23 protein-coding genes are annotated in these 25115 nt (G+C 66.8%); 7 read left to right on the top strand and 16 right to left on the bottom strand.

The window, feature by feature from the left end; genetic code table 11:
- Window positions 1-90: 90 nt before the first annotated feature.
- The 8 genes from Q0Q48_RS07065 to Q0Q48_RS07100 form a co-directional block, all read right to left on the bottom strand.
- Window positions 91-1341, bottom strand: a complete 1251-nt coding sequence (locus tag Q0Q48_RS07065; RefSeq protein WP_295136016.1) for a sodium:proton antiporter — start codon at window positions 1339-1341, stop codon at window positions 91-93.
- Window positions 1338-2582: a DUF2254 domain-containing protein gene (locus Q0Q48_RS07070; protein WP_295136017.1), complete on the bottom strand. Its 1245-nt coding sequence runs from the start codon at window positions 2580-2582 to the stop codon at window positions 1338-1340. The genes Q0Q48_RS07065 and Q0Q48_RS07070 overlap by 4 nt, the downstream gene beginning before the upstream one ends.
- 64 nt (window positions 2583-2646) lie before the next feature.
- Window positions 2647-3354: an ABC transporter ATP-binding protein gene (locus Q0Q48_RS07075; protein ID WP_295136018.1), complete on the bottom strand. Its 708-nt coding sequence runs from the start codon at window positions 3352-3354 to the stop codon at window positions 2647-2649.
- Between the two features lie 12 nt (window positions 3355-3366).
- Window positions 3367-4125, bottom strand: coding sequence for an ABC transporter ATP-binding protein (locus Q0Q48_RS07080; RefSeq protein ID WP_295136019.1), 759 nt, complete (start codon window positions 4123-4125; stop codon window positions 3367-3369).
- Window positions 4118-5071, bottom strand: coding sequence for a branched-chain amino acid ABC transporter permease (locus Q0Q48_RS07085; RefSeq protein WP_295136020.1), 954 nt, complete (start codon window positions 5069-5071; stop codon window positions 4118-4120). Before Q0Q48_RS07085 ends, Q0Q48_RS07080 begins: the two co-directional genes overlap by 8 nt.
- Window positions 5072-5075: 4 nt before the next feature.
- Window positions 5076-5963, bottom strand: coding sequence for a branched-chain amino acid ABC transporter permease (locus Q0Q48_RS07090; protein ID WP_295136021.1), 888 nt, complete (start codon window positions 5961-5963; stop codon window positions 5076-5078).
- Between the two features lie 72 nt (window positions 5964-6035).
- A complete protein-coding gene (locus Q0Q48_RS07095) occupies window positions 6036-7172 on the bottom strand; it encodes an ABC transporter substrate-binding protein (RefSeq protein WP_295136022.1) in 1137 nt (378 codons plus the stop codon).
- A 45-nt stretch (window positions 7173-7217) separates the two neighbouring features.
- Window positions 7218-8462, bottom strand: coding sequence for an acyl-CoA dehydrogenase family protein (locus Q0Q48_RS07100; protein WP_295136023.1), 1245 nt, complete (start codon window positions 8460-8462; stop codon window positions 7218-7220).
- Window positions 8463-8618: 156 nt separating this feature from the next.
- On the opposite strand from Q0Q48_RS07100, the gene Q0Q48_RS07105 reads away from it, so the two are divergent.
- Entirely contained in the window at window positions 8619-9065 is a 447-nt protein-coding gene (locus Q0Q48_RS07105) for a VOC family protein (protein WP_295136024.1), read from the top strand.
- On the opposite strand, the gene Q0Q48_RS07110 is transcribed toward Q0Q48_RS07105, so the two are convergent.
- Entirely contained in the window at window positions 9062-9754 is a 693-nt protein-coding gene (locus Q0Q48_RS07110) for a TetR/AcrR family transcriptional regulator (protein WP_295136026.1), read from the bottom strand. The two genes, Q0Q48_RS07105 and Q0Q48_RS07110, sit on opposite strands and share 4 nt — an antisense overlap.
- A gap of 100 nt (window positions 9755-9854) precedes the next feature.
- On the opposite strand from Q0Q48_RS07110, the gene Q0Q48_RS07115 reads away from it, so the two are divergent.
- Window positions 9855-10829 (top strand): aldo/keto reductase, encoded by a 975-nt coding sequence (locus tag Q0Q48_RS07115; protein WP_295136028.1) that lies wholly within the window; start codon window positions 9855-9857, stop codon window positions 10827-10829.
- Here Q0Q48_RS07115 and Q0Q48_RS07120 read toward each other — a convergent pair.
- Entirely contained in the window at window positions 10826-11515 is a 690-nt protein-coding gene (locus tag Q0Q48_RS07120) for a substrate-binding domain-containing protein (protein WP_295136030.1), read from the bottom strand. The two genes, Q0Q48_RS07115 and Q0Q48_RS07120, sit on opposite strands and share 4 nt — an antisense overlap.
- Window positions 11512-11985, bottom strand: coding sequence for a YbaK/EbsC family protein (locus tag Q0Q48_RS07125; protein ID WP_295136032.1), 474 nt, complete (start codon window positions 11983-11985; stop codon window positions 11512-11514). The genes Q0Q48_RS07120 and Q0Q48_RS07125 overlap by 4 nt, the downstream gene beginning before the upstream one ends.
- Window positions 11986-12147: 162 nt before the next feature.
- On the opposite strand from Q0Q48_RS07125, the gene Q0Q48_RS07130 reads away from it, so the two are divergent.
- Window positions 12148-12990: an amidohydrolase family protein gene (locus Q0Q48_RS07130; RefSeq protein WP_295136034.1), complete on the top strand. Its 843-nt coding sequence runs from the start codon at window positions 12148-12150 to the stop codon at window positions 12988-12990.
- A 13-nt stretch (window positions 12991-13003) separates the two neighbouring features.
- On the opposite strand, the gene Q0Q48_RS07135 is transcribed toward Q0Q48_RS07130, so the two are convergent.
- On the bottom strand, window positions 13004-13699 hold the full coding sequence (locus Q0Q48_RS07135; RefSeq protein WP_295136036.1) for a GNAT family N-acetyltransferase: 696 nt from the start codon (window positions 13697-13699) through the stop codon (window positions 13004-13006).
- Window positions 13700-13773: 74 nt separating this feature from the next.
- Here Q0Q48_RS07135 and Q0Q48_RS07140 point away from each other — a divergent pair, with 74 nt between their 5' ends.
- Window positions 13774-14667, top strand: a complete 894-nt coding sequence (locus tag Q0Q48_RS07140; protein WP_295136038.1) for a LysR family transcriptional regulator — start codon at window positions 13774-13776, stop codon at window positions 14665-14667.
- Here the strand turns inward: Q0Q48_RS07140 and bcp are convergent.
- Window positions 14654-15118: a thioredoxin-dependent thiol peroxidase gene (gene bcp / locus Q0Q48_RS07145; RefSeq protein WP_295136040.1), complete on the bottom strand. Its 465-nt coding sequence runs from the start codon at window positions 15116-15118 to the stop codon at window positions 14654-14656. The genes Q0Q48_RS07140 and bcp overlap by 14 nt on opposite strands.
- Window positions 15115-18057 (bottom strand): bifunctional [glutamine synthetase] adenylyltransferase/[glutamine synthetase]-adenylyl-L-tyrosine phosphorylase, encoded by a 2943-nt coding sequence (locus tag Q0Q48_RS07150; protein ID WP_295136042.1) that lies wholly within the window; start codon window positions 18055-18057, stop codon window positions 15115-15117. The genes bcp and Q0Q48_RS07150 overlap by 4 nt, the downstream gene beginning before the upstream one ends.
- A gap of 133 nt (window positions 18058-18190) precedes the next feature.
- On the opposite strand from Q0Q48_RS07150, the gene Q0Q48_RS07155 reads away from it, so the two are divergent.
- Window positions 18191-21295 (top strand): AsmA-like C-terminal domain-containing protein, encoded by a 3105-nt coding sequence (locus Q0Q48_RS07155; protein WP_295136044.1) that lies wholly within the window; start codon window positions 18191-18193, stop codon window positions 21293-21295.
- Between the two features lie 6 nt (window positions 21296-21301).
- Here the strand turns inward: Q0Q48_RS07155 and tyrS are convergent, their stop codons facing one another.
- Complete coding sequence (gene tyrS, locus Q0Q48_RS07160; RefSeq protein ID WP_295136046.1) at window positions 21302-22555, bottom strand: tyrosine--tRNA ligase; 1254 nt, start codon at window positions 22553-22555, stop codon at window positions 21302-21304.
- Window positions 22556-22621: 66 nt separating this feature from the next.
- Between tyrS and Q0Q48_RS07165 the strand changes: the two genes are divergently transcribed.
- Complete coding sequence (locus Q0Q48_RS07165) at window positions 22622-23704, top strand: anhydro-N-acetylmuramic acid kinase (RefSeq protein WP_295136048.1); 1083 nt, start codon at window positions 22622-22624, stop codon at window positions 23702-23704.
- Window positions 23705-23718: 14 nt separating this feature from the next.
- Here Q0Q48_RS07165 and Q0Q48_RS07170 read toward each other — a convergent pair whose 3' ends face one another.
- Window positions 23719-24393 carry an alpha/beta hydrolase gene (locus Q0Q48_RS07170; RefSeq protein ID WP_068193634.1) on the bottom strand — a complete coding sequence of 225 codons (675 nt, stop codon included), beginning with the start codon at window positions 24391-24393 and terminating at the stop codon, window positions 23719-23721.
- 239 nt (window positions 24394-24632) lie between these two features.
- Here Q0Q48_RS07170 and Q0Q48_RS07175 point away from each other — a divergent pair, with 239 nt between their 5' ends.
- On the top strand, window positions 24633-25109 hold the full coding sequence (locus Q0Q48_RS07175; RefSeq protein ID WP_295136051.1) for an Rrf2 family transcriptional regulator: 477 nt from the start codon (window positions 24633-24635) through the stop codon (window positions 25107-25109).
- Window positions 25110-25115 lie beyond the last annotated feature (6 nt).

Below are 25115 nucleotides of genomic sequence, written 5' to 3' on the forward strand. Positions count from 1 at the left end.
CACCACGTCGCACATGCCCTCGATGCTGCGTAGCCGGCCGCTGTCTGTCTGTCTTGCGCAAATCGGGGCGGCTCAAATGTTGCGTCCGCTTCAGGGCGCGAAGAGCCGGCGTGCCGTCGCGCCAACCACCGCGCCCTGCACGATCACCGAAAACATCACGACGACATAGGTCGCCAGCACGATGACGTGCTTTTCAGGCCCGTCCGGCAATGCGAGTGCTAGCGCGATCGAGATGCCGCCGCGCACGCCGCCGATCACCAGGATCGAGTAAGAACCCGGCGGCAGGCTTTGCCCATGCCTCAGCGCCAGCATTGGCAGGCCCACAGAGATCGCCCGCGCGGCGAGGGTCAACGGCACCGCCACCATGCCGATGAGGAGGAGGCGCCAATCCTCCAGTACGACGATGACCTCGATGCCGATAAGGAGGAACAGCACGGCGTTCAGGGTCTCATCGATCAGCGACCAGAACTTGTTTACGTGCTCGCGCGTATTGTCGCTCATGGCGAGGCGGCGGCCGTGATTGCCTATGATGAGCCCGGCGACGGCCATGGCGATCGGGCCATTGACGCCAAGGCTGTGGGCCAGCGCATAGCCGCCCATCACCAAGGCAACGGTGATGAGGACCTCGAGATTGTGATCGTCGATCGACCGCAGAGCCAGGAACGCCGTCCAGCCGGCAATAAATCCGAGGGCCGCGCCGCCCAGCGCCTCCACCGCGAACAGGCTAGCTGCGCCCGCGACACTCACTTCCTCCGCCCCCGTCGCCATGCCCAGGAGCAGAGTGAACACGACGATGCCGACACCGTCGTTGAACAGGCTCTCGCCGGCCACCGTCGCTTCGAGCGTGGCTGGTATCTCGGCCGACTTGAGGATCCCCAGGACGGCGACGGGGTCGGTCGGACTGATCAGCGCGCCGAAGACGAGGCACCAGATCAACGGCAGGCTCATGCTGGCAAGGCCAAGTGCCAGCCATACCGCGCCGCCAATGAGGGCGGTCGACAGGAGTACGCCGGAGATGGTGATGAGAGCGATCGCCCAGGCCGAGCGCCGCATCGTCTGGAGGTCGATGTGCAGGGCGCCGGCGAACAGAAGGAACGACAGAAGCCCGTCCATGACCGTCGTGTGGAAATCGATGGACCTTATGCTCTCGACGAGTTGACGTGGAAGCGACAGCCCCGGCCACAGGGCGTTCACGGCAACGATGGCCAGGGAGGCCAGCGCGCCCATGATCGTCAGGCCGGTCGTCTGACGCAGCCCGATGAAGCGATGATTGACGTATCCGAACACCGCCGCACACACGACGACGGCCGCCGCGACATCGAAGGGCGCGAGCACCGTCATTTGTCCCTGCTTAGCCGTTCGTGCAAAGCCCGGCGCAGCGCCACGAGCTGCGCGCGGTCCTTGCCTTCCGCAGCGGCGATCACCGCGTCGAGCGCCGAGACGAGCGCCTTCAGTACGTCGGAATCGATGCCGGCATAGAGTGCCACGGCGCCAAAAGCCCCGACCGCGACCGCTTCGAAAGACACGGGCTCGGCCACGATGCGCAACCGGCCTCGATCGTCATGCCGAAAGCTCGAGGGAGTCCTGCGCTCGGCAAGCCGAACCGTAGCCTCGCGTAGCCGGTCGATGCAGTAGAGCGCAGTCGTCGGGTCGTTGGTTCCAGGAGAGAGGGCGCGCTGGGCAATCTCGACGATCCGCCGGATGGAGAAGTCGAGGTCCTGGTAGGGGGTGCGTTCGATTCCGACGATGAGGGTCGAGCGCAGCGCGTCTGCCTTGTTTTCGGGGAGGGCCCTGGGCGCGAGAACGCGCAACAGCGGATCGCGCTCGGTCACGAAGCTGCCGGGCCGTGCGACCACGTCAACGATCAGATCCTCTTCGGTGGAGAGGCGAAGCAGTGCTGTATTGTCGACCGATTGGACGTAGCCACTGGCATTCGCGCAGATGACGCGCCCCCGATCGAAGTCCGGCGCCTGCCCGGCATCCTCCGGGTCCTCATTTCCCAGCCGCTCCGGAAACAGGCGGTCGATCGTTGCCCCGGTTTCGGCTGCCAGTGATGCCAGCAGGGTCTCGATGCGGATCGAGGTCGCGGTGTGGTGAATGAAGTAGATCAATACAGCGAGGCCTGCCACGGCCAGCATGACGCCGATCGCCACCGCCAGATGCGGCACAAAGCTCGACCCTTCGACGCCTTTCACGGTGCGCAGTACGAGCAGGCAATAGACAAAGGTGCTGATGAAGGTACCGAGCACCAGCTGATTTCCGCGGTCGCGCATGAAGTTGCGCAGCAGGCGCGGTCCGAACTGCGACGAAGCGAGCTGCAGGGTCAACATGGTGATCGAGAAGGTGAGGCCCGCGACCGTGATCATCGAGGTCGCTACCGCCGACAGGATGGCGCGCGCGCCTTCGGGCCCGAAGAGATAGATGAACTCGAAGCGGCCGTAGGCGTCCGCCTCCATCGCCGCGTCGAGTTGAACCGCAGCGAAGGAAAGCAGCACGGCGCCCGCCGCCATCATGCTCGGCAGGAACCAGAAACTGCCCCGCAACAGCTCCCATATGGAGACCAGACGGGTGATGGAGAACAAGGCGCGCATCCGAAGGTAACGCGCCAGCCCTGCAATCGCTCCGCCGCATGTTGGCGCGGCAGCCTCAGCCGAGATAGGCATTTACCAGCCTCTCGTCGGTGAGGAAGGTCTGCCATTCGCCAGGGCCGATCTCGTGGACGATGCTGCCGACCGACATGACATAGGCGCGGTCGGTGATCTCCGAGGCGATCCCGACATTCTGCTCGATCAGGAGCAGGCCCATGCCGCGCTCGCGCAGCGCCTTGATGACCAGCAGGATGTCCTTGACCACCTTGGGGGCGAGGCCGGTCGAGGGTTCGTCCATGATGAGCAGGTCGGGCTGCAGCAGCAGCGCGCGGGCGATCGCGACCATCTGCTGCTGGCCGCCGCTCAGCAGTTCCACAGGCGAGGCCATGCGCTCCTTCACCACGGGGAACAGGTCCGTCACCTCGTCCCACGAGAAGCGCAGGTCGGCACCGCGCACCTTGCGGCCGACCGTTTCGGCGAGGATCAGGTTCTCGCGCACCGACAGCTCGCCGAACAGGCGGCGGTTCTCCAGCACCACGGCCAGCCCGTGCTTGGCCAGGTCATGCGCCGGGGTGGCGGTGATGTCGGTACCGTTCTTGACGATGCGGCCGCCACGGGCGCGCAGCAGGCCGCAGACCGTGCGGACGAGGGTGGTCTTGCCCGCGCCGTTGGCGCCGACCAGGGCCACGGCCTCGCCGTCGCCGACCCTGAGGGAGACGTCGCGCAGGACGGTGAGGGCGCCGTAGCCGGCGGAGACGGAGGTCACTTCCAGCACGGTTCAGACCCCGAGATAGACTTCGCGGACCCGCGGGTCGCGCTGGATGGCGGCCATGTCGCCGCTGGCGATGATCTCGCCGAAATAGAGCGTGTGCACGGTGCGGGCCACGGTCATCAGGCCCATGTCGTGCGACACCAGAAGGACCGTGATGCCTTCCTCGTTCAGTCGCACGATCCAGTCGCGCAGGTCGTCGATCTCCTGGACGTTGAGGCCGGACGACGGTTCGTCGAGCAGCAGCAGGCGCGGCTCGCCGGCCACGGCGCGGGCGATCTCCAGGATGCGGCGCTGGCCTGCGGTGAGGCTCGCGGCCGGCAGGTCGCGCAACGCCGTCAGGCTGAAGCGCTCGCAGGCCGCCTCGGCGCGCTCGCGGATTTCGCGCATCTGGCCGCGCGCGGCGGGGGTGCGCAGCAGGTCCTGCAGCATGGTGGTGCGCGTGAGCTTGGTGCAGCCCACCATGACGTTCTCCAGCACGGTCATCTGCTCGAAGACCTGCGGTGTCTGGAACGTGCGGACGAGGCCCTGCAGGCCGCGCTGCTGGATCGTGTCGCGGCCCAGCACGGCGCCGCGATAGGTGATCGTGCCGGTGAGTGGCCGGATGTAGCCGGTCACGATGTTGAACAAGGTGGTCTTGCCCGAGCCGTTGGGCCCGATCAGGCCGATGATGCCGCCTTCGGGTACGTCGAAGGTGACGGAACGCAGCACGGAAAGTCCGCCGAACGAATGACCGACTTCCCTGAGGGCGAGGAGGGGCTCAGCCATGACCGCCGCCCCGCTTCGCGAACCGTGTCCGCAGCTTGCCGAACGCCCCGACCAGCCCCTCCGGCATCAGCACGACGACGGCGACCAGCGCCAGGCCGAAAAGGATCTGATGGATATCGCCCAGCTTGCTCAGCAGCTCGGGCAGGAAGGTGACGAACAGGGCACCGACCACGATGCCGGGGATCGAGGTCGCGCCGCCGATCACCGGGATCAGCAGGAAGCTGATCGAACGGTCGACGGTGAAGCTCTGCGTGCTGACGAACGAGGCGTGGTGGGCGAACAGGCTGCCGGCCAGGCTGCCGAACAGGGCGCAGACGACGAACACCTTGGTGCGCAGGGTTTGGAGGTCAATCGAGAGGGCGGCCGCCGCGGTGCTGGAATCGCGCATCGAGCGCAGCATCAAGCCGGTGCGGCTGTCGACCAGGTTGTGCGCCACAGCCATGCAGGCGAAGGCCACGATCCAGACGAAGAAGTAGTAGCGCGAGGGCCGATCGAGCAGGAAGCCGAACAGGTCGAGCTTGGGGATGCCGCCGATGCCCAGGGTGCCGCCGGTCAGCCAGTCCCACTCGAAGAACAGCGCGCTCGCGATGGCGCTGAGCGCCAGCGTGCCGAGCGCCAGGAAGTAGCCGGTCAGGCGCAGGATGGGCCGGCCGATGACATAGGCCAGCGCCATGCTGATGGCGGCGCCCGCGAAGAAGCCCACGATGCTGGGCAGTCCCATCATCACCGTGCAGTAGGCGCTGGCATAGGCGCCGAGCCCGTAGAAGGTCGCCTGCGCCAGGTTGACGATGCCGCAATGGCCCAGCAGCAGGCCGATGCCGAGGCCGGCGACCGTGTAGATGCCGGTGAAGACGAGAAGATCGGCGATGTTGCGCGGCACGATGAAGGGCAGCACGGCCCAGACGATGAGGCACGGGACCAGCCAGAGGAGGGTGCGTGAGCTCATGCGCTCAGCCTCCCCGCCGGCCGGCGCGGCCGAGGATGCCCTGCGGCATCAGGATCATGATGACGATGAGCACGGAGAAGGCGACGACGTCCTTGTAGCTCGACGAGATGCCGATGATGGCCAGCGACTCGACCAGTCCCAGGGTGATGCCGCCGACGGCGGCTCCCAGCGGGTTGGTCAGCCCCCCCAGCACGGCAGCGGCGAAGCCCTTGAGCGTGAGGTTGAGGCCGAGCTGGTAGTCGACCGCGATCAGCGGGGTGACCAGGATGCCGCCCAGGGCTCCCAGCAGGCCGCCCAGCACGAAGGTGAAGGTGCGCATGCGCGCGACGTTGATGCCGGTGGTCGCCGCGCCGTCCGCATCGATCGAGGCCGCCATCATCGACAGGCCGATCGTGGTGCGGTGATAGAAGGCGCGCAGCGCCAGGGTGGCGCCGATACCGATGGCGATCAGCCACAACGCATGGAACTGGATGACCGCGTCCATGACGATCAGAACGCCCTCGCCGCCCAGTGGGGGCAGCAGATGGCCGTCACGCCCGACGAAATAGAGGATGCTGGCCGACAGGGAGAGGGCGAGGCCGATGGTGAGCAGCAGGAAACTGTCCTCGCTCGCGTTCTTCTTCGCCATGTAGCGCACGAAGGCGACCTCGATGAAGGCGCCGACCAGGGCGCCGGCGATCGCACCGCCGGCGATGGCGGCGGCATAGGGCCAGCCCGCCTTGGTGAGCAGCAATACGGTGGTCATGGCGCCGATGACCGCGAACTCGCCCTGCATGGCGTTGATCACGCGGCTGCCCTTGAAGATGGCGGAGAGGCCCATGCCGACGAGCGCATAGACGATGCCGTTCGTCACGCCCGCGAAGAGCGCCTGAAGGACCAGGCTGAGTGTCATGAAGAGATGCTTCCGCGCAAACAAGGCGCGGCGCAGGAATCCGCCGAGGAGGCCTGCGCCGCTGTCGATCCGTTACTGCGCGACGCGGAACGGCGTGCGCGTGTACTTGCCGCCGACCAGCTTCGAGAAGACGAAGCTCGAGATCGGAATGCCGGTCATGTCGTCGGCCGAGAAGTCGTAGTTGGCCAATACGCCGCTGTAGGGCGCCTTCATCGCGTCGCACAGCTTCTCGCCGGTGGCATCGGCGCCGGCCTTGTTGAGGGCCGCGGCGATGATGTGGGCGGCATCCCAGGCCGCCGCCTCGTAGTTCTTCGGCGTCGAATTGTAGGTCTGCCGGTAGAGTTCGACGAACGCCTTCTGGTGCGGCAGCGGATCCTCGCCGACCACGAATTCGGGGATCACGATGTTGTCGGCGGCCGGTCCCATCGCGTTGACGTACTCGTAGGACGAGGAGCCGATGGCGGCGATCACCGGCTGGGCGATCTGGATCTGCTTGACGTTGCGGAACGGCGTGGCCGAGGTGGCGATGATGAACACCGCGTCGGGCTGGGAGGCCTTGACCTTGGCCGCCTGGGTTGTCGTGTCCGTGGCGCCGATCTCGAACTTCTCGACCGCGACCAGCTTCACGCCGTACTTGTCGGCGAGCGGCTTCAATTCGGCCATCACGACGTTGCCGTAGCCGGCGTCATGCAGCACGCCGACCTTGGTCGCCTTGATGCTCTTGGCATATTCGAGCAGCGCGGTTGCATTGAGGCGTTGCGGCGGCAGGACATGCGCCACGCACTTGCGGTCGCGCTCGACCGCCGGGCCGATGCCGGTGAAGGCAATCTGCGGAATCTTGTTGGCGTGCGTCACGCCACCGACCGCCACCGTGCTGGCCGTGAGGGAGGGGCCGAGCAGCGCCTGGACCTTCTGGCCGAAGATCAGGTCGTTGGCCTTGCTGAGCGCGGTGTCGGGGTTGGACGCGTCGTCCTCGACGATGATCTTGATCGGCCGGCCCTTGATGCCACCCTTGGCATTAATGTCCTTCTCGGCCAGCAGCAGGCCGTTGCGCTCCGGCACGCCGAGGCCGGCGCCGGCGCCGGTGGCGGAAACGATGGCGCCGATCTTGACCGGCTCGCCCGAAGTCTGCGCCTGGACGGCGAAGGCCGAGAGTCCGACCAGAGCCGTCGCGCCGGCCAACCTTGCAATGAACGATGACACTGACATTCTTCTTCCTCCCACACGTTGAGCTTCTTTATGGCCGCTGATGCGTCAGAGCAGCGGCGGTGGCCCGGCCATGCCGAGTGCGTGTTGTCCGAACAATGCACCCTGGACGTCGGTCGAGAACATCACATGCGCATTGGCTGCGTGCGCATCGCGGAACAGGCGCTGCATCGAGCCGCCGAGGTAGAGTCCGCTCGATCCGGCGATGCCCATCAGTATGTCGACCGCCTCGAGGCAGAGCCGGGCCGAGAAGAAGGCGTCGCGCCGGTAGCGCAGCTTGTCTTCGTGGGCGGCGTCACTGCCTGAGCGGGCCACCGCCATCGCATGCTCGCAGGCACGGCGCATCAGCCCCTCGGCCGTGTCGATGCGGACACTCGCCTCCGCGACCTTGATCTGCACGGCCTGGCTCGCACCGAACGGTTGCCCTGTCGTCGTCGCGTTGCGCGTCCGGGCTGCGCCCACCACTGTCTCGTAGGCGCCCCGAGCGCAGCCCAGCATCACGCCCGACAGGACATAGGGGCCGAGCGCCAGCATGGGCAGGCGGAACAGGGGCGAGGGATTGACGGTCGATCCGGCGTGCGGCTTGCCGTTCATCGTCCAGGCAGAGATCGTGCGCACGTCCGGCACGAAGAGGTTCCTGATCTCGACGTCGTTCGAGCCGGTGCCGGACAGGCCCACCGCATGCCAGGTGTCGATGATCTCGTACTGCGAGCGATGGACGAGGGCAAAGCGCTGGTCGACGGGCGGGCCGTCGTCGCGCTCGCGCACCATGAAGCCCAGCATGTTCCAGTCGGAACTGTCGACGCCGGAGGAGAGCGGCCAGCGCCCCGAGACCTCGTAGCCGCCCTCGACCTTGCGGCCACGGCCGGCCGGGAAGATGAGCGAGGTGGCGATCAGCACGTCGGGCGAGCCATCCCACAACTCGTCCTGCGCGTCGGGATGGAAGTAGCCCAGCATCCAGTGATGGCTGGCGAGATTGCCGAGGTTCCACGCGGTCGACGGGCAGACGCGTGCGATCTCCGCGCAGGCGTCGACCAGGATGCCGACGTCCAGGTCGGCACCGCCGACCCGTGCCGGCTGGACCATGCGGAACAGGCCGGTGCGGTGCAGGTCGCGTTCGGTATCCTCGGGCAGGCGGCGCAGCTTTTCGCATTCCTCGGCCCGTGCGGCAATCGCCGGCACGAGGGCGCGGGCGCGGTCGAGCATCTGGGCGTAGGTGACGCCGGTGAACGAAACCGGCGTGTTGGGCAACGTCGCCGACCGTGCCCAGTCGGCGGCCCGCTTGGTCCGCATATCGAATTCCTCCCGGCGCCTTGGCGCTTGTTCTTGTTGCAACGATGCTTGTGTCGCGGGTGCAGGTCAAGTGACCTAATTTGTTGGTCGATTGACCATGTGACAGGCGATCACGATACTTCGCGTCAACGGAGCAGCTCGCGGGAGGAGCAGAAGATGGCCATCAAGGTGCTCGAGATTCACCACCACGGCGTGCGCATCGACGCCGGCGACAAGACGATCGAAGACCTCAAGAACTTCTACACCGGTGTGCTTGGCCTTGAGCATGATACGGGGCGGCCTGAGATCCCGGGCATTCCCGGCATGTGGATCAACATCGGTGACGTCGGCCAGATCCACCTGATCGGCGGTGACGTGCCCTCGCGCTTCGCCCAGGGACCGGGCAGGGATCCGACGTCGCCGCACGTGGCGCTGGCCGTCGAGAACATCGCCGAGACCAAGGCCGAACTCGACCGGCTCGGCGCGGACTACTGGTCGCTGAAAGGCGCAACCGGGCCCGACGCCGAGCAGCTCTTCCTCAACGATCCGTGCGGCAACATGGTGGAGCTCCACCAGTTCGACAAATGCCGCTGCCGCCTGAAGAGCCGTGTGAAGGCTTCCTAACGCCCGGCCGGGGCGGCGAGGCCGGCGCAGACGAAGGGCACGATCTCGCGGATGGCGGCTTCCATGTCCGCGGGATCGCAGCTTCCCTGGGAGATCGCCTCGAGGCGGCCGGGCTGTAGTAGCGTCCAGACGTAGGCGCCCATCATGAAATAATAGCGCCAGTAAAGGGTCTTCGCCGGGATCTTCGGCAGGGCGCGCCGGATGGCATCGACGTACAGCGCGTTGGTCTCGTCGTAGATGTCGGCGCGCACCATGCTGGCGGTGTCGTCGGGATCGGTGAAGAGGCGCGCGTGCATCTGCATCGAGGTTCGCCGTCCGCCGGCCCGCGGCTCGGCCATCAACAGCGGGCGGACCAGGGCATCGACCAGCACTTCGAGCGGGACGATACCGCGGGGATGGCGGGCTTGTGCCTCCTGCAGGAGCTGACGCCGTCGCTCGGTCACTTCCTTGCCGTGCCGCGCCACCACCGCCTCGAAGATCGCACGCTTGGACTCGAAATAGTAGTGGAGCTGGCCGACGTTCACGCGCGCGCGGCTGGCGATGGCGCGCGTGGTCGCACCGCCATAGCCGACCCTCCCGAACAGTTCCTCGGCGACATCGAGGATGCGTTCGGACAGGTTGGGACGGTCGGCCTTCCTGCGCCGCGGCGCCGCTGCGTTGGGCTTCTTCGTGATTGTCTTTCTCGCCACGACCCGTCCTGCTCGAATTCTTCGAGCCTCTCATAAAGCGAAGCCCAGCGGTTTTCCATGGCGGCTGCAGTGCCGTCTCCTGGCGTGGTAGAAGTCGGTCATGAAAACCAAGCTCCTCGGCCGTACCGGCATCCACGTATCGCAACTCTGCTTCGGCACCATGTCCTTCGGCGGCGATGCCGACGAGGCCACGTCTGCTTCGATGTACAAGGCGGTGCGCGACGCCGGCATCAACTTCTTCGACACGGCCAACGAGTACAACAAAGGCAGGTCCGAGGAGATCCTCGGCCGGCTGGCGAAGGAGCATCGCGACGAGCTGGTACTGACCACCAAGTGCTTCAACAAGACCGCTCCCGACGTAAATGCGGGCGGCGCCAACCGGCGCCATGTCGTGCAGGCCGTCGAGGCCAGCCTGCGCCGGCTGCAGACCGACCGCATCGACGTGCTGTTCCTCCATCGCTTCGATCCGGTGACGCCGATCGACGAGATGATGCGCGGCCTCGAGGACCTGGTCCGCTCCGGCAAGGTGATCTATCCCGCGGTCAGCAACTGGTCGGCGTGGCAGACCCAGCGGGCAGTCGATATCCAGGAGCGCAACAACTGGGCACGGCTGCAGGTCATCCAGCCGATGTACAATCTGGTGAAGCGCCAGGCCGAGGTCGAGCTGCTGCCGATGGCGGCGGCCAACGGGATCGGTGTCATTCCCTACAGTCCGGCGGCCGCCGGCCTGCTGTCGGGCAAGTATTCCGGCGAAGCCACGGGACGTCTGAAGTCCAACAAGATGTACGAGGCGCGCTACGGCGAAGAGTGGGCGTTCGAGACCGCGGAGAAGTACGTCGCGCTTTGCAGGCAGAAGGGCCTGCATCCGGTCAGCGCGGCCATCGCCTGGGTCGGCGCGCATCCTGCCATCACCGCGCCCATCATCGGCGCGCGCAATCTCGACCAGCTCAAGGACTCGCTCGCCTCGGTGAACATCGAAATGACCCCGGAGCTGCGCGCCGAGATTGCCGATCTCTCGCGCACGCCGCCGCCGGCCACCGACCGGCTGGAAGAACAGAGAGTCGCGAAGGCCTAGCCCGGTTCGAGTCCGCTGGCGCGGAAGAGCGCCGTGGCGTGCGGCGTGCGAAGATGGTCGATCAGGGCCTTCGCCAGAGCGGGCTGCATGCTGTCGGCGGGAATGCCGGCCACGAACACCGTGACCATGTGCAGGTCGCCGGGCAGGGGCCCGACGATCTCGATGCCGGGGACGTGCAGCAGTTCCGGGACCTGCTGGATCGCAAGGTCGACCTCGCCGGTCGGCAGGAACATGCCCGAATAGCCCGAGGGCGGCGGGAACTTCGTCTTGGCGTTGATCTCTGCGGCTATTCCCATCCTCTCCAGCAGCTTCGCGAAGTAGATACCGCTCGCGCCGCCGGCGGCGGGGTCGGTGTAGGAGATCGCCTTCGCCTCCAGCAGGGCGCGCTTCAACGCTTCCGGCGTGGAAATGTCGGGCCTGGGCGCACCCGTCTTGACGGCGATGGCGGTGGCGGAGCTGGCGATCACGACGTCGGAGCCGGAGGCGATCTCACCCGAAGCAAGCAGGATGTCGGTGACCGCGCGATTGAGGATCAGCGCATCGGCCTTGTCGCCAGCCTGCAGCCGCTTCTGGAGCAGCGGCGCGGTTGCCCAGGTGAAGTCGAGCGTGCAGCCATGCACTCTCTCGAACGTGGGCGCGAGTTCCTCGACCACGCCCTGCACCGCGATCGCGCTGAAGACTCTCATGTCGGCTCCGGCCTTTCGCAGACGTCGATCCACTCGGCATTCACGAGGGTGGCCATGCGCTCCGGCGCGATGCGCACGGCGGAGTTGGTCGAGCCGGCGGCGGGCAGGACTTCCCCGAATGTCTTCAGCGAGATGTCGCAGTAGACCGGGAGCGGCGTTGCCAGGCCGAAAGGGCAGACCCCGCCCACCGGATGACCGGTGAGGGACACGACCTCGTCGGCGCTCAGCATGCGCGGCTTGCCGCCCAGCACGTCCTTGATCTTGCGATTGTTCAGGCGCGCGTCGCCGCAGGTCACAATCAGCAACGTGCGGTCCCTGACGCGCAGCGACAGCGTCTTTGCGATCTGTGCCGGCGCCACCCCGTGGCCCCGCGCCGCCATCTCGACGGTGGCGGTGCTGGCCTCCAGTTCCAGGACTTCCAGGTCCGGTGCGTTTTGGGCGAGGAACGCGCGCACTGCTTCGACGGTCATGGAAACGAAAGGTCCATCACTTCGTTCGAGATGACAACTCTCCTGGGATTTGCCCAGTGCATAGGGATGGCAGTCGTACCGCATGGTGGGCGGTGTCCGCGAATTTCGATGACAATTGCAGGGGCAACGGTACCGTCGGCCAACTCACCACGGGAGAAGCGCATGCCGACGATCGACGCCCAGGTTCACTGCTACGAGCGCAATCACCCGGGCCGCCCGTGGACGGCCGTGCTGGCGGGCCCGCCTGAGGTCACCGCCGAGGACATGATCAAGGCCATGGACTCCGTCGGCGTCGACGGCGCGCTCCTGGTCTCGGTTTACACGATGTACCGCTGGGACGAGAGCTATGCCGTCGGCGTCCAGAAGGCGCATCCCGGCCGGTTCGGCGTCATCAAGCCGGTCAACGCCAACGATCCCAAGGTCGAGGGCACGATCGCGGACTGGGCGGCGATGGACGGCACGGTCGCCATCCGCATCATGTTCACGCCGGAGATCTCGACCGATGCGGCCGATCCCGGCATCAACCGCGTGCTGGCGGCCGCGGCCAAACACGACCTGCCGGTCAACCTGATGGCGCGCGGGCGCCTGCCGCAGGTGGCCGAGCTGGCCAGGCGCAACCCGAACACCACCCTGGTGATCGATCATCTCGGCCTCGAACAGCCGATGGCGCCGCCGGCGCCGAAGGAGCCGTGGCGCGAGCTGCCGCAGCTGCTGGCGCTGGCGCAGCACCCCAACGTCGTCGTGAAGATCACCGGTGCCTGCACGCTCAGCCACGAGAAGTTCCCCTACAAGGACATCTGGGACCCGCTGGGGCGCATCTTCGACGCCTTCACGCTCGATCGCTGCATGTGGGGGACCGACTGGACCCGCGCGGTGGCGCTGCTCACCTACAAGGAGGGCGTCGACGCCTTCCGTGTGACCGACCGTCTGTCCGACAGCGACCGCGAGGTCCTGATGGGCGGATCACTGCAGAAGATCTACGGCTGGTCGCCGGCCGGGAAGTAGCTTTATCCGGATCTCAGGGAAGGGCCATGGCGCCCTTCCCGAGGGGCCGCTGCATCAGGATCGAATCCACCCAGCGCCCGAACTTGAAGCCGACGGCATCGAGCTTGCCGATCTGGCGGAAGCCCTGGCTGCCGTGCAGGCCGATCGACCCGGCATTGGCGCTGTCGCCGATGACGGCCAGCATCTGGCGCCAGGAGCCTCCCTCGCAACGCCTGATCAGGGTCGACAGCAGCTCGCGGCCGATGCCGTTGCCCGCGAAGCCGTCGCGGACATAGACCGAGTCCTCGATCGTGTGCCGGTAGGCCGGGCGGGGGCGGTAAAGCGAGGCGTAGCTGTAACCCACGATGCGCCCGTCCATCTCGGCAACCAGATAGGGCAGGCCGAGCTTCAGCACATTTTCGCGCCGGTCGATCATTTCGACGACGCCGGGCGCTTCCTCCTCGAAACTCGCCAACCCGTGCAGCACATGGTGGGCGTAGATCTCCTGCACGAAGCGCATGTCGCCTTCGCGGGCGTCCCGAATCTCGACGGCCGTCCTCATCATCGTTCCTTCCGAAAGTATCTGTTCGCGCGACAGGCCGATGTCCGAAAGCAGCCGGTCGTCCAGGTTGCGCAGGGCCTCGCGCTGGCGGATGCGCGACCAGGGTGAACCGCCGATGTACCGACCGATCTCCATGAGGACCTCTCCCAATCCGCTGCGACGCGACATGGGTGCAATCTGCGGGCGACAGGCGCATAAGGAAAATCTCTGTTTGTTATGAAAAGCATAAGCAGGAGTTTGGGATGCGCGGCCTGAACCTCGATCACGTCAATGCCTTCACCGAGGTCGTGCGGCTGGGTTCCTTTTCGGCCGCGGCATCGCATCTCAACCTGACGCAGCCGGCGATCAGCCAGCAGATCGGCCAGCTCGAGAAGCGGCTGGGCGTGCGGCTGCTGGAACGGATGGGGCGCCGCGCGATGCCGACCGCGGCGGGCAGCGAACTGCTGGACCACGCGGCCCGGATCGACGGCGCCGTGGCGTCGCTGCTCGAAGCGCTGGCGCGGTTCGGGAGTGGCGAGGTCGGGCGCGTGCGTCTCGGCACCGGCGCCACGGCTGCGATCTTCCGCCTGCCGCCGCTGCTGCGCGCGCTGCGCCGGCGCCTGCCGGAGCTGGAGATCACCATCGCCACCGGCAACACGCCGGACATCGTGAAAGGCGTCCAGGACAATGCGCTCGACATCGGACTGGTGACCTTGCCGGCGGCTGGCCGTGGCCTGGAGGTGACGCCCTTGCTCGACGACGAGTTCGTGGCGGTGACCGCCCGCGATGGCGTGAAACTGCCGCGGCGGATCAGTCCGGCGGTCATGGCGCGTCTGCCGGTGATCATGTTCGAGCCCGGCGGGCACACGCGGCTGGTGGCCGATCAGTGGTTCTTCCAGGGTGGTGTGGAGCTCAAGCCCAAGATGGCGCTGGGCAGCGTCGAGGCGATCAAGCGGCTCGTGGAAGCGGGCCTGGGGTGCGCCATCCTGCCGGCGGTTGCCGTCCGGGAGGCGGGCGACCGCACAAACCTCGTCATGCGGCCGCTATCGCCGCGTCTCTACCGCAAGCTCGCGATCGTGATCCGCCGCGACAAGGTCCTGCACCTCGGACTGCGCGAGACGATCCGTGCCCTGCGGGGGCTGGCTAAAGCGCCTTGAGCGCTTCCTGGACCTCGTCGACGTGGCCCGCGACCTTGACTTTGCGCCAGATCCTGCGGACGACGCCTTCGCCGTCGATCAGGAAGGTGGCGCGGTCGATGCCCATGTATTTGCGGCCGTAGAGGCTCTTCTCGATCCAGGTCCCGTATTTTTCGCAGACCTTTCCATCCTCGTCCGAGACGAGGGGGAAGTTGAGCTCGTACTTCGCCTTGAATTTGTCGTGGCGGGCGACGCTGTCCTTCGAGACGCCGACCACCTGGGCCTTCAGCTTCTTGAAGGCAGCGGCCCCGTCGCGGAAGCCGCAGGCCTCGGTCGTGCAGCCCGGCGTGTCGTCCTTGGGGTAGAAATAGAGCACCACCGGCTTGCCGCGCAGTTCCGACAGCTTGAGCTTGCCGCCGCCATCGGTCGCTGCGGTGAAATCCGGGGCCTTCTTGCCTTCGACGACGCTCATTTCCTGCTCCTCGGTTGCCAGCCGGCCGCCAGGGCCGGCGCCTCCACGATGCGTTCGTATATAGCACGCACGATCTTCGATTCGGCCTCGATCCGGGCCCGCAGGCCCGCGAGATCGGCGGCTCCCTCGGTGGCGGCGATCAGGCGCTGCTGGCCTTCGGGCGCCCGGCTCTCGTCGAACGCGGCCTCGTCGCCGTTGAGGGTGAGGCGCAGCAGGCTCTGGACGTCCGAGAGAAGCGTACGCGTGGTGCATAGGGTGTCGGCATCCGCGGGTGCGATCAGGTCCGTGGCCGCCATGCGCCGCAGCATCTCCGCCGGATGAGGGTCGAGGATGTCGGGATGGGCGCAGGCGTGGCGAAGCGCGAGGTACTGCGCCACGAAGTCGATGTCGAACAGGCCGCCCGGCAGGTGCTTGAAATCCCACGGGCTCTTCGGCGGTGCGTGCTGGGCGATGCGGTCGCGCATGTCGGCCACATCGCGAACCAGCGTCTCGGGGTCGCGGGTACGGCAGAGCGTTGCACGCACGATGGTGGTCAGCCGATCGACCAGGGCCTGCGGGCCGTGGATCACGCGCATACGCGTCAGCGCCATGTGCTCCCACGTCCACGACGACCGCGCATGATAGGTCTCGAACCCTTCCAGCGAGTTGGCGAGCGGACCCGAGCGGCCGGACGGACGCAGCCGCATGTCGACCTCGTAGAGCGCGCCCTCGTTGGTGTGGGCGGTCAGCGCCGTCACCATCTTCTGGCTGAGGCGGGTGTAGTAGTGGATCGGCGACAGCGGCTTGGGGCCGTCCGACGCCTCCATGCCATCCGGTATGTCGTAGACGAAGATCAGATCGAGGTCGGAGGTGGCCGACATCTCGCGGCTGCCAAGCTTGCCGAGGCCCAGCACCGCCAGTCGTTGCCCGTGGAAGCCGCCGTGGGTCTCGGCGAAGCGCCGTTCGACGCGATCGCACAAGGCGGAGATGGTGGCGGAGGCTATATCCGAATAGGCAAGGCCCGCCTCGGCCGGCTTCACGATGCGCTTGAGCTGCTGGACACCCACCTGAAAGCGGCGATCGTTGGTCCAGCGGCGCGCCAGGTCGAGGATGTCCTGTTCGTGGTCGACGCGGGCGAGCGTCGCGGAGAGGTCCGCCGTCATGTCCTCGACCGGTGGAAGGGGACGATAGAAGTCGGGTGAAAGCACCGAGTCGAGCAGGAGGGTGCGGCGTGCGAGATGGGCGGCGAGGCCCGGTGCGCTGCCCATGATCGTCGCCAGAAGCTCGAGCAGGGCCGGGTTGGCCTTGAACAGAGAGAAGAGTTGCACGCCGGCCGGCAGGTTGCCGAGGAACAGGTCGAAGTTCAGTAGGGCCTGGTCGGGTGCGGCCGTGCCCCCCAGCTCCTTCAGCAGGCCCGGCATCAGTTCGGTGAGCAGTTCGCGGGCGCGGGCCGTCGCCGTCGACCGGTAGCGGCCGTGGTGCCAGCGCCGAACGATGCCAGCGGCGGCCGAGGGGTCGCGGAAGCCGAGCGACTTCAGGGTCTCCAGTGTGCCCGGGTCGTCGTCGGTCCCCGTGAAGACCAGGTTGCCCCCGGGGCCCGCGAGGCTCGGCGCCTCCTCGAAAAGGTTGGCATAGTGGCTTTCGACAAGGCGCAACGTCGCCAGCAGCGCCTCCTGGAAGTCCATCGAAGTCTCGTAGCCCAGGAAGGTCGCGACAGCGGCGACACCGGCTTCGTCGGCCGGGATCGAATGGGTCTGCCGGTCGTCGATCATCTGCAGGCGATGCTCGACACGGCGCAGGAACCCGTAGGCCCCGATCAGTTCGTCCGCCGCCCGGGCCGTGATGTGGCCGGCGGCCGCGAGCGCGCGCAACGTCTCGCAGGTGGCGCGCAGCCTGAGGGAGGGGTTGCGTCCCCCGAAGATGAGCTGCTGGGTCTGGGCGAAGAACTCGATTTCGCGGATGCCGCCGCGGCCGAGCTTCACGTTGTGGCCCAGAACCTTCACCGTGCCGCCACCGCGATGGGCATCGATCTGCCGCTTGATCGAATGAATGTCGTGGATCGCCGCGAAGTCTAGATGCTTGCGCCAGATGTAGGGCGTCATGTCGGCGAGGAAGGCGGCGCCCACGGCTTCGTTGCCGGCCACGGGATGCGCCTTGATCATGGCGGCACGTTCCCAGTTCTGGCCGACGCTCTCATAGTAGAGTTCGGCCGCCTGGACCGACATGGCCAGCGGAGTTGAGCCGGGGTCGGGACGCAGCCGGAGGTCGGTGCGGAAGATGTAGCCCTCCGCCGAGGTCTCCGACATGAGCTGGACCAGCAGCCGTGCCGCACGCACGAAGTGGCGCGACAGTTGCTCGTTTCCGGCCAGCGCGGGTGCATTGCGGTCGTAGAAGAGGATCAGGTCGATGTCGCTGGAGTAGTTCAGCTCTCCGGCCCCGAGCTTGCCCATGCCCAGCACCGTGAAGGCCGCGGCCTCGGGCTTTCCGCCGAGGGAGAGCTGACCGTCGCGCTCGAGCTGGAGAAGGATCGAGTCGGTAAGGGCGCAGAGGCAACCCGAGGCGAAGTCGCTCAGCTGGCCGGTGATGCGATCGAGCGGCCAGGCGCCGGCGATGTCGGCGACGGCAACGGCTAGCGCCACCCGGCGCTTCAGGCGGCGGAGCCGGGAGGCGGTCTCGGCCGGTGTCGCGCCCGCACCGGCGTCGCTTCGGGCCGCGGCGAGGTCGGACATCAGGTCCGCAGCGGCGGCATCCGGCCCACGACGCCATAGATCGGTCATAAAATCCGGGCTCTGTAGCGCGGTCTCCGTCAGGTAGGGACTGTTGCCGAACAGAGCGTCGAGCAGCGCGGCGGCCGCGGGATCGTCAGGCCGCGCGGCCCGCTCTTCCCAGCGGGTCCACGCCACGGCGAGCCGCTCCGGATCGTGCGGACGTGGAAGGCGGGCAGTCGAAAGCCAAGACATTCAATGTGTCGACGGGTAAATTCTCATTTGCAGTGACACGCTTGCCCAAGCGTGTCGTCATCGTCAAGAAACGGAAGAGTTGAGTTTGGTCAAGCGGACCTGCCGGGTAGTTCTGCGTGTTACGGTTGGTCTGGTGCTTGCCGCAACCGCGCTGGTCGTCGTGGCGGCGCTGCGGCTGATGGCGGGTCCCGTCGACCTCGACTTCATGAAGCCGCGCATCGCCCGGTTGATCGACGCGCCGGACAACGACATCCATCCCGACTTCGACCGGATATATTTCGAATGGAGCGGCATCAGCAGGCCGATCCGCCTGGCCTTCACCGGCCTTCGGTTCACGAACGGACAGGGTCAGGTCATCGCGACCGCGCCCGAGGCGGCTCTGACCTTCGAACCGCGGTCGGTCATCCAGGGCATGCTCCTGCCGACCTCGATCTCCATCATCCGGCCCGTCATCGAGGCCGATGTCGCCCGGGAGGGCGGGACCTTCCAGCGCATCTTCACGTCGCGCGAAGGTGGCGCGCAGGGGGAGGCGATTGCGATCCTGGTCGACCAGCTTCTGGCGGAGCCCAACTACAAGTCGCTGATCGGCCAGCTCGATTCGGTGGTGGTCGAACGAGCCAATGTCACGATCAGGGATCTGAAGTCGGGTCTCAGCTGGAACGCGCCGGACGCCGGCGCGGAACTCCGGCGCGACGCGGCGGGAGTCTTCATCACGGCCAACGCCCGGTTCGCCAGCCATGGCGACCCCGTCGACCTCTCCTTGGCCGGCGTCTATACGCGCGACCGCAGCCGCATTTCGCTCGAGGCCAAGGTGTCGGGCTTCAGGCCCTGGATCTTCGCCGACCTTTCGCCTGATCTGGCCATCCTGCGCGGCGTCGACCTCGCCCTCTCGGGGCGCCTGCAGATCGAGGGTACGGGCACGGGCGAGGTCAATACCGTCGCCGTCGACATCAATGGCGCCAACGGCAGCGTGACCCTGCCGGGCATTCTGCCGGTGGCGCACCCGGTGCGCTCGATGGATGCGCGTTTCAGCATCGACAACGTCGCGCGTACCTCGAAGATCGAGCGGGTCGACTTTGATTTCGGAGCGGCGCGGGTGGCCGTAACCGGCACCGGCCACCGCGTGTCCGATACCCGCCACTTCGTCGGCCGCGCCGAGGTCAGGCAGATCCCGGCCGACAAGCTCGCAGACTACTGGCCCCTTGAATTCGCGGCAGGCGGCCGCAAGTGGGCGATCGCCAACATCACTGCCGGGACCGTCGACGTGGCCGCCGAATTCACGGCGACCGCGCCCGTCGACCACATCGCGGACATCAGGATGGACAGCATGGTGGCCTTCCTCGACTACGGCGGCCTGACCGTGCGCTACATGCCGCACATGCCCGAAATGCAGGACGTCTCGGGTAAGGCCCGCTACGAGAGCGGGAGCCTGCACTTCGATATTGCCCGCGGCGGCGCGGTCAACCTGACGGTGGCCGACGGCACGATCGACCTGACGGGACTCGACAAGCCGGAGGGGCAGCTGGCGGCGATCCGGCTGCCCATCACCGGTTCGGCGCAGGATGTCATGCGTTTCCTGGCGCGGCCGCAGCTCGGCCTGCCCAAGGAGACGCTCTACGACCATCGTCGGCTGGGTGGTCGAGTGGCGGTCGACGTGTCGCTGAGCTTCCCGCTGATCGATGCCCTGACGGTCGCCGAGATCGACGTCGGAGCCGATGCCCAGCTCACGTCCTTCTCGCTGAAGAACGTACTGGGCAATGTCGATCTCACGGACGCCACGGCGCGTGTGAAGTATGGCAATTCCGAGCTGAGTGTGGTCGGACAAGGCAAGCTCGATGGCAGCACGGTCGACGTCACCTGGCGCGAGATGTTTGCGGCCAAGGCTCCGTTCCGCCGGCGCTACGACGTCAAGGGCACGGTGCCTGCGGCCCTCGTCGAAAAGGCCGGCTTCCCTTCGGTCGAACCCTATGTCGTCGGCCCCATCGGCACGACCCTGAACTATCAGGTCGCGACGAACGGGACGGGCGAGGTCGGCGGCCGCTTCGACATGAAGGCTGCCAAGCTGTCGGTGGCGCCCCTGGCCTGGAGCAAGGAGGCCGGCACGGACGCGGTTGCCACCATGACGTTGAAGCTCGCCGCGGGCGGCAAGATCACGACGGCCGACTTCGATGCCCGGGGCGGGAGTCTCCAGACCAAGGGTCAGGTGCGCTTCGGAGCCGATGGCAGCGTGCAGCAGATCAACGTGCCGCAGGTCAGGCTGGACCAGACCGACGTGGCCGTCGACTGGCAGCGGACGGCAGGTGGTGTCGAGATTGCGGTGAAGGGGCGGGCGCTCGAACTGCAACGCGTTCGAGACATGCTGCACGCGCGCAACGAGGCGGCGGCCCGCGAGCCGAAGGGTGCGGCGTCGACATCGAGGCAGAGCACGCGCGCGACGATCCAGTTGCAGAACGTGATCGTGAAGCGGGGATCCCTCGGATACCTCAACGGTCGCCTGGAGATGAGAGGCGACCGCGTGGCCTCGGCGGATCTCACCATGGGCGGCGGCAAGGGCTCGACCTTCCGGGTGACGCCGGCCGGGCAGGGCCGCACGCTGTTCTTCTACGTCGCCGATTTCGGCCAGCTGCTGACGGAGGCGGGCTGGATCGACGGACTGGTCAACGGCTACCTGCACATCGAAGGGAAGTTCAACGATACCTGGGCCGACCCGCCGCTCGAAGGCACGCTGAAGATGGGGCCCTTCCGGCTCCAGCGCGTGAATGCCCGTCGCGACATCGGCACGCTGAATTCCGCGATTGACGGCTTGAACAGCGCCGGGAATGCGCTGCAGCAGTTCGACAGCCTGAGCGCCAATCTGGTCAAGACGGGAGATCTGATCCAGGTCCGTAACGGGCGGACGAGCGGTCAATCCATCGGGCTGACCACCCAGGGTGTCATCGACCTGGGCAACGATACGGCGCGGCTCAACGGCATCGTCGTGCCGGCCTTCGCGCTGAACAATATTCTGTCGAACGTGCCGCTTCTCGGGCCGCTGCTGACCGGCGGCAAGGACGGCGGCATGTTCGCCGTCTCCTATCAGCTGCATGGTCCGTTCGACGACCTCAAGACCGACGTGAACATGATGTCGGCGATGGCGCCGGGCGCCCTACGCGATCTGTTCAGCCCGCCCGCCAGCACGGGCGGTGCCCCCGCCGCCCCGCCGCCGGCCGGATCATCGGATGGGCAGCGCGCGCCCTGACGAAGGCTAGACGGCGCGCACCAGCACGTGGCGCTTGCGGCCCGCCGAGAGCTTCAGCGTTCCTTCCGAATCGAGATCGCCTTCGCCGACGACCACCGTATCGCTGGCGATCGACTTGTCGTTCAGGCGCCCGCCGCCGCCCTTGATCAGCTTGCGTGCCTCGTTCCGGCTGTCGGCGAGGCCGGCTTCGTGCATCAGTTCGAACGCCGCGATGCCCGCCTTGAGCTTGGCCAGCGGCACTTCGACCGTGGGCAGCGTGTCGGCCTTGGTGCCTTCCTCGAAGGTGCGGCGCGCCGTTTCGGCCGCACTCTCGGCAGCCTCGCGGCCGTGTGCCAGCGTGGTGACTTCGGTCGCCAGGATCTTCTTGGCCTCGTTGATCTCCTGGCCCTGCAACGCTTCGAGGCGCGCCACCTCCGACAGCGGCAGGTCTGTGAACAGCTTCAGGAAGCGGCCGACGTCGGCGTCCTCGGTGTTACGCCAGTATTGCCAGAAATCGTAGGGCGAGAGCCGCTCGGGATTGAGCCATACGGCGCCGGCCGCGGTCTTGCCCATCTTGGCGCCCGACGCCGTCGCCAGCAGGGGTGAGGTGAGGGCGAAGAGTTCGGCGCCCTGCATGCGCCGGCCGAGATCGGCGCCCATGACGATGTTGCCCCACTGGTCCGAACCGCCCAGCTGCACGATGCAGTTGTGGCGCTTGTTCAGCTCCACGAAATCGTAGGACTGCAGGATCATGTAGTTGAATTCGAGGAACGACAGCGGCTGGTCTCGCTCGAGACGCAGCTTCACCGAGTCCATGGTGAGCATGCGATTGACCGAGAAGTGCCGGCCCACGTCGCGCAGCAGCGGGATGTAGAGGAGGCCATCGAGCCACTCGGCGTTGTTGGCCATGACCGCATCGGTCGCGCCCTCGCCGAAGGTGAGGTAGTTGGCGAAGCTTCTCTTGATGCTCGCCATGTTGGCGTCGATCTGCGCCGTGGTCAGGAGTTGGCGCGTCTCGTCGCGGCCCGACGGGTCTCCGACCTTGGTCGTGCCGCCGCCCATCAGCGCGATCGGCTTGTGGCCGCTCTTCTGCCACCAGCGCAGCAGCATGATCTGCAACAGGTGGCCTACATGCAGCGAATCGGCGGTGCAGTCGAAACCGATATAGGCCGTGCGGACGCCGCTCGAGAGCAGCTCGTCGAGACGGGCTGTGTCGCTGCACTGATGCACCATGCCGCGCTCGTGCACGATACGCATGAAATCCGACTTGAAACCCGACATCTTCCGCTCGGTCCGTTGCGTGGCTGATTGTCCCTGAAGGCGCCGGGGGTGTAACACATTCCCCCCATGGCTTCATCCTTCCTGCGGGCCCTTGGCCTGATGAGCGGCACCTCGGTCGATGGTGTCGACGTGGCGCTGATCGAGACCGATGGCGAGCGCGTGGCCGCGTTCGGGCCGACCCTGACCGTGCCTTATCCGGACGAGGACCGCCGCACTATCCGTGCGGCGTTCGGCGCCACGGCGGAGACCGAAGCGACGCGAGCCGCCGAACGGGTCGTCACCGAGATGCATGTGGCGGCCGTTCGCGCCTGGGCCCAAAGGACGGGCATCGCGCCCGACACTATCGATCTCGTGGGCTTCCATGGCCAGACCATCACGCATCAGCCCGACCGCCACTTCACCTGGCAGATCGGCGACGGCGCCGCGCTCGCGCGGGCGCTGGGCGTGCGGGTCATAAACGACCTGCGCACGGCCGACGTGACGGCGGGCGGGCAGGGCGCGCCGCTGGTCCCTGTATATCACGCGGCCCTCGCGGCCGACCTGACTCGGCCGCTCGCCGTCGTGAACATCGGCGGCGTCGGCAACGTCACCTGGATCGGCGCCGACGGGTCGCTGCTGGCCTTCGACACGGGCCCGGGCAACGGACCAATCGACGACTGGTGCGCGCGCCGGGCCGGGCAACGCTACGACAAGGACGGTACGCTGGCGGCGGCCGGCAAGGTCGATCGCGCCAGGGTGGAACGCTTCGCGGAGCACCGCTTCTTCGCGAAGGCGCCGCCCAAGTCTCTCGATCGCGGCGACTTCAACGATGCCTGGGCCGAAGGGCTGAGCGTTGCCGACGGCGCCGCGACGCTGACGCGCGGCACGGCCCGCGCCATCGCGCTGGCGGCGAAGCACTTTCCGGCGCCGGTGTCACGATGGGTGATCTGCGGCGGCGGTGCGCGCAATCCGACACTGCTGCGTGCCATCGCCGAGGAGACGGCGGCCAAGGTGGTGACGGCAGAGGATCTGGGATGGGACGGCGATGCGCTGGAAGCGCAGGCCTTCGCATTCCTGGCGGTGCGTTCCCTGCGCGGCCTGCCGCTGACGTTTCCCGGGACCACCGGCGTGCCGCATCCGATGACGGGCGGCCGGCTCAGCCAACCTTGATCAGCAGCCCCTGATCAGGGCTCCTTGTTGCTCGTCGCACGACCCGGCGGATTGAGCAGGCTCTTGGCGACGTACTTGTCGACATCGACCGCGAGCTTGTCGAGCGAGTCGTGGAAGAAGTGGTTGGCGCCCTTGATGGTGCGCGACTCGACCGTGATGCCCTTCTGGAGCGACAGGCGCGCCACCAGCTTCTGGATGTCGGCCTGCGGCACGACCTCGTCCTTCTCCGCGCCGACGATCAGGCCGGAAGACGGGCAGGGGGCGAGGAAGGCGAAGTCATAGGAATTGGCGGGCGGCGCCACCGAGACGAAGCAGTCGATCTCGGGCCGGCGCATCAGGAGCTGCATGCCGATCCAGGCGCCGAACGAGTAGCCGGCGATCCAGCACGACTTGGCGTCGGCATTCATGCCCTGCAGCCAGTCGAGGGCCGCGGCAGCGTCGGACAGTTCGCCCATGCCGTTGTCGAAGCGCCCCTGGCTGCGGCCGACGCCGCGCGTATTGAAGCGCAGCACCGAGAAGCCGCGATTCACGAAGACGTGGAACAGCGAGAACACGACCTTGTGGTTCATCGTCCCGCCATATTGCGGGTGCGGATGCAGGATCAGCGCGATCGGCGCGCGTTCTTCCTTGCTCTGGTGATAGCGACCCTCAAGGCGACCTTCGGGGCCGGTGAACATCACGTCAGGCATCGAGACTCCGGTTTTTCACCCTGATCGACCCTCCGGTCGTAACTGATCTGACAGTGGCATATGGGGATTCTCGATACTTGACCAACTCACTGGGATTTACTAAGTCCGAGCGACGCAGTTGGTTTTTTCCCAGAACCCCTGTCTGGGGCGCTGGCATATCGTAGCAACGCCTTGGTTTTCAAGAACTTTAGGCGTTTCCATAGCGAAGACCGGCCGATTCCGGCCGTGAGGAGGATGCTGTGAAGCTCAGCACCAAGGGACGTTACGCCGTCATGGCGATGGTTGATCTGGCCAGACACGCCCAGGCGAAGCCGGTCAGCCTGTCGGATATCGCCACCCGTCAGGAAATTTCCCTTTCATATCTCGAGCAGCTTTTCGCCCGTCTGCGGCGCGCCGGTCTCGTGAAGAGCGTCCGTGGTCCCGGCGGCGGCTATCGCCTGGCCAGGGGCTCGGCGGACACCAGGGTGTCGGAAATCATCCTGGCGGTGGACGAGCCGATCAGCGCCACGCGCTGCACCGAGATGGGCGCGACCGGCTGCCGGGCCGACCGCAGCAAGTGCCTGACGCACGACCTGTGGGAGGAACTCGGCAACCAGATCCACCTCTTCCTGAGCTCGGTGACCCTGCTCGACGTGCTGGAGCGCAAGCTCGCGTCGCGGTTCATCGAGGCGCCGTCGGCGGCGAACACCGAATCCTCGTTGGCCGCCGCCAGCTAGTTTCGC

The sequence above is a fragment of the uncultured Reyranella sp. genome, from assembly GCF_945957355.1.
In the GTDB taxonomy this organism is placed as follows: Bacteria; Pseudomonadota; Alphaproteobacteria; order Reyranellales; family Reyranellaceae; genus Reyranella.

Bases quoted from the DNA above. Each gene is read 5' to 3' on its own strand.
- Q0Q48_RS07065 (WP_295136016.1), bottom strand. From the start codon at position 1,341: ATGACGGTGCTCGCGCCCTTCGATGTCGCGGCGGCCGTCGTCGTGTGT.
- Q0Q48_RS07080 (WP_295136019.1), bottom strand. From the start codon at position 4,125: ATGGCTGAGCCCCTCCTCGCCCTCAGGGAAGTCGGTCATTCGTTCGGC.
- Q0Q48_RS07085 (WP_295136020.1), bottom strand. From the start codon at position 5,071: ATGAGCTCACGCACCCTCCTCTGGCTGGTCCCGTGCCTCATCGTCTGG.
- Q0Q48_RS07090 (WP_295136021.1), bottom strand. From the start codon at position 5,963: ATGACACTCAGCCTGGTCCTTCAGGCGCTCTTCGCGGGCGTGACGAAC.
- Q0Q48_RS07095 (WP_295136022.1), bottom strand. From the start codon at position 7,172: ATGTCAGTGTCATCGTTCATTGCAAGGTTGGCCGGCGCGACGGCTCTG.
- Q0Q48_RS07100 (WP_295136023.1), bottom strand. From the start codon at position 8,462: ATGCGGACCAAGCGGGCCGCCGACTGGGCACGGTCGGCGACGTTGCCC.
- Q0Q48_RS07105 (WP_295136024.1), top strand. From the start codon at position 8,619: ATGGCCATCAAGGTGCTCGAGATTCACCACCACGGCGTGCGCATCGAC.
- Q0Q48_RS07115 (WP_295136028.1), top strand. From the start codon at position 9,855: ATGAAAACCAAGCTCCTCGGCCGTACCGGCATCCACGTATCGCAACTC.
- Q0Q48_RS07120 (WP_295136030.1), bottom strand. From the start codon at position 11,515: ATGAGAGTCTTCAGCGCGATCGCGGTGCAGGGCGTGGTCGAGGAACTC.
- Q0Q48_RS07125 (WP_295136032.1), bottom strand. From the start codon at position 11,985: ATGACCGTCGAAGCAGTGCGCGCGTTCCTCGCCCAAAACGCACCGGAC.
- Q0Q48_RS07130 (WP_295136034.1), top strand. From the start codon at position 12,148: ATGCCGACGATCGACGCCCAGGTTCACTGCTACGAGCGCAATCACCCG.
- Q0Q48_RS07135 (WP_295136036.1), bottom strand. From the start codon at position 13,699: ATGTCGCGTCGCAGCGGATTGGGAGAGGTCCTCATGGAGATCGGTCGG.
- Q0Q48_RS07140 (WP_295136038.1), top strand. From the start codon at position 13,774: ATGCGCGGCCTGAACCTCGATCACGTCAATGCCTTCACCGAGGTCGTG.
- bcp (WP_295136040.1), bottom strand. From the start codon at position 15,118: ATGAGCGTCGTCGAAGGCAAGAAGGCCCCGGATTTCACCGCAGCGACC.
- Q0Q48_RS07150 (WP_295136042.1), bottom strand. From the start codon at position 18,057: ATGTCTTGGCTTTCGACTGCCCGCCTTCCACGTCCGCACGATCCGGAG.
- tyrS (WP_295136046.1), bottom strand. From the start codon at position 22,555: ATGTCGGGTTTCAAGTCGGATTTCATGCGTATCGTGCACGAGCGCGGC.
- Q0Q48_RS07165 (WP_295136048.1), top strand. From the start codon at position 22,622: ATGGCTTCATCCTTCCTGCGGGCCCTTGGCCTGATGAGCGGCACCTCG.
- Q0Q48_RS07170 (WP_068193634.1), bottom strand. From the start codon at position 24,393: ATGCCTGACGTGATGTTCACCGGCCCCGAAGGTCGCCTTGAGGGTCGC.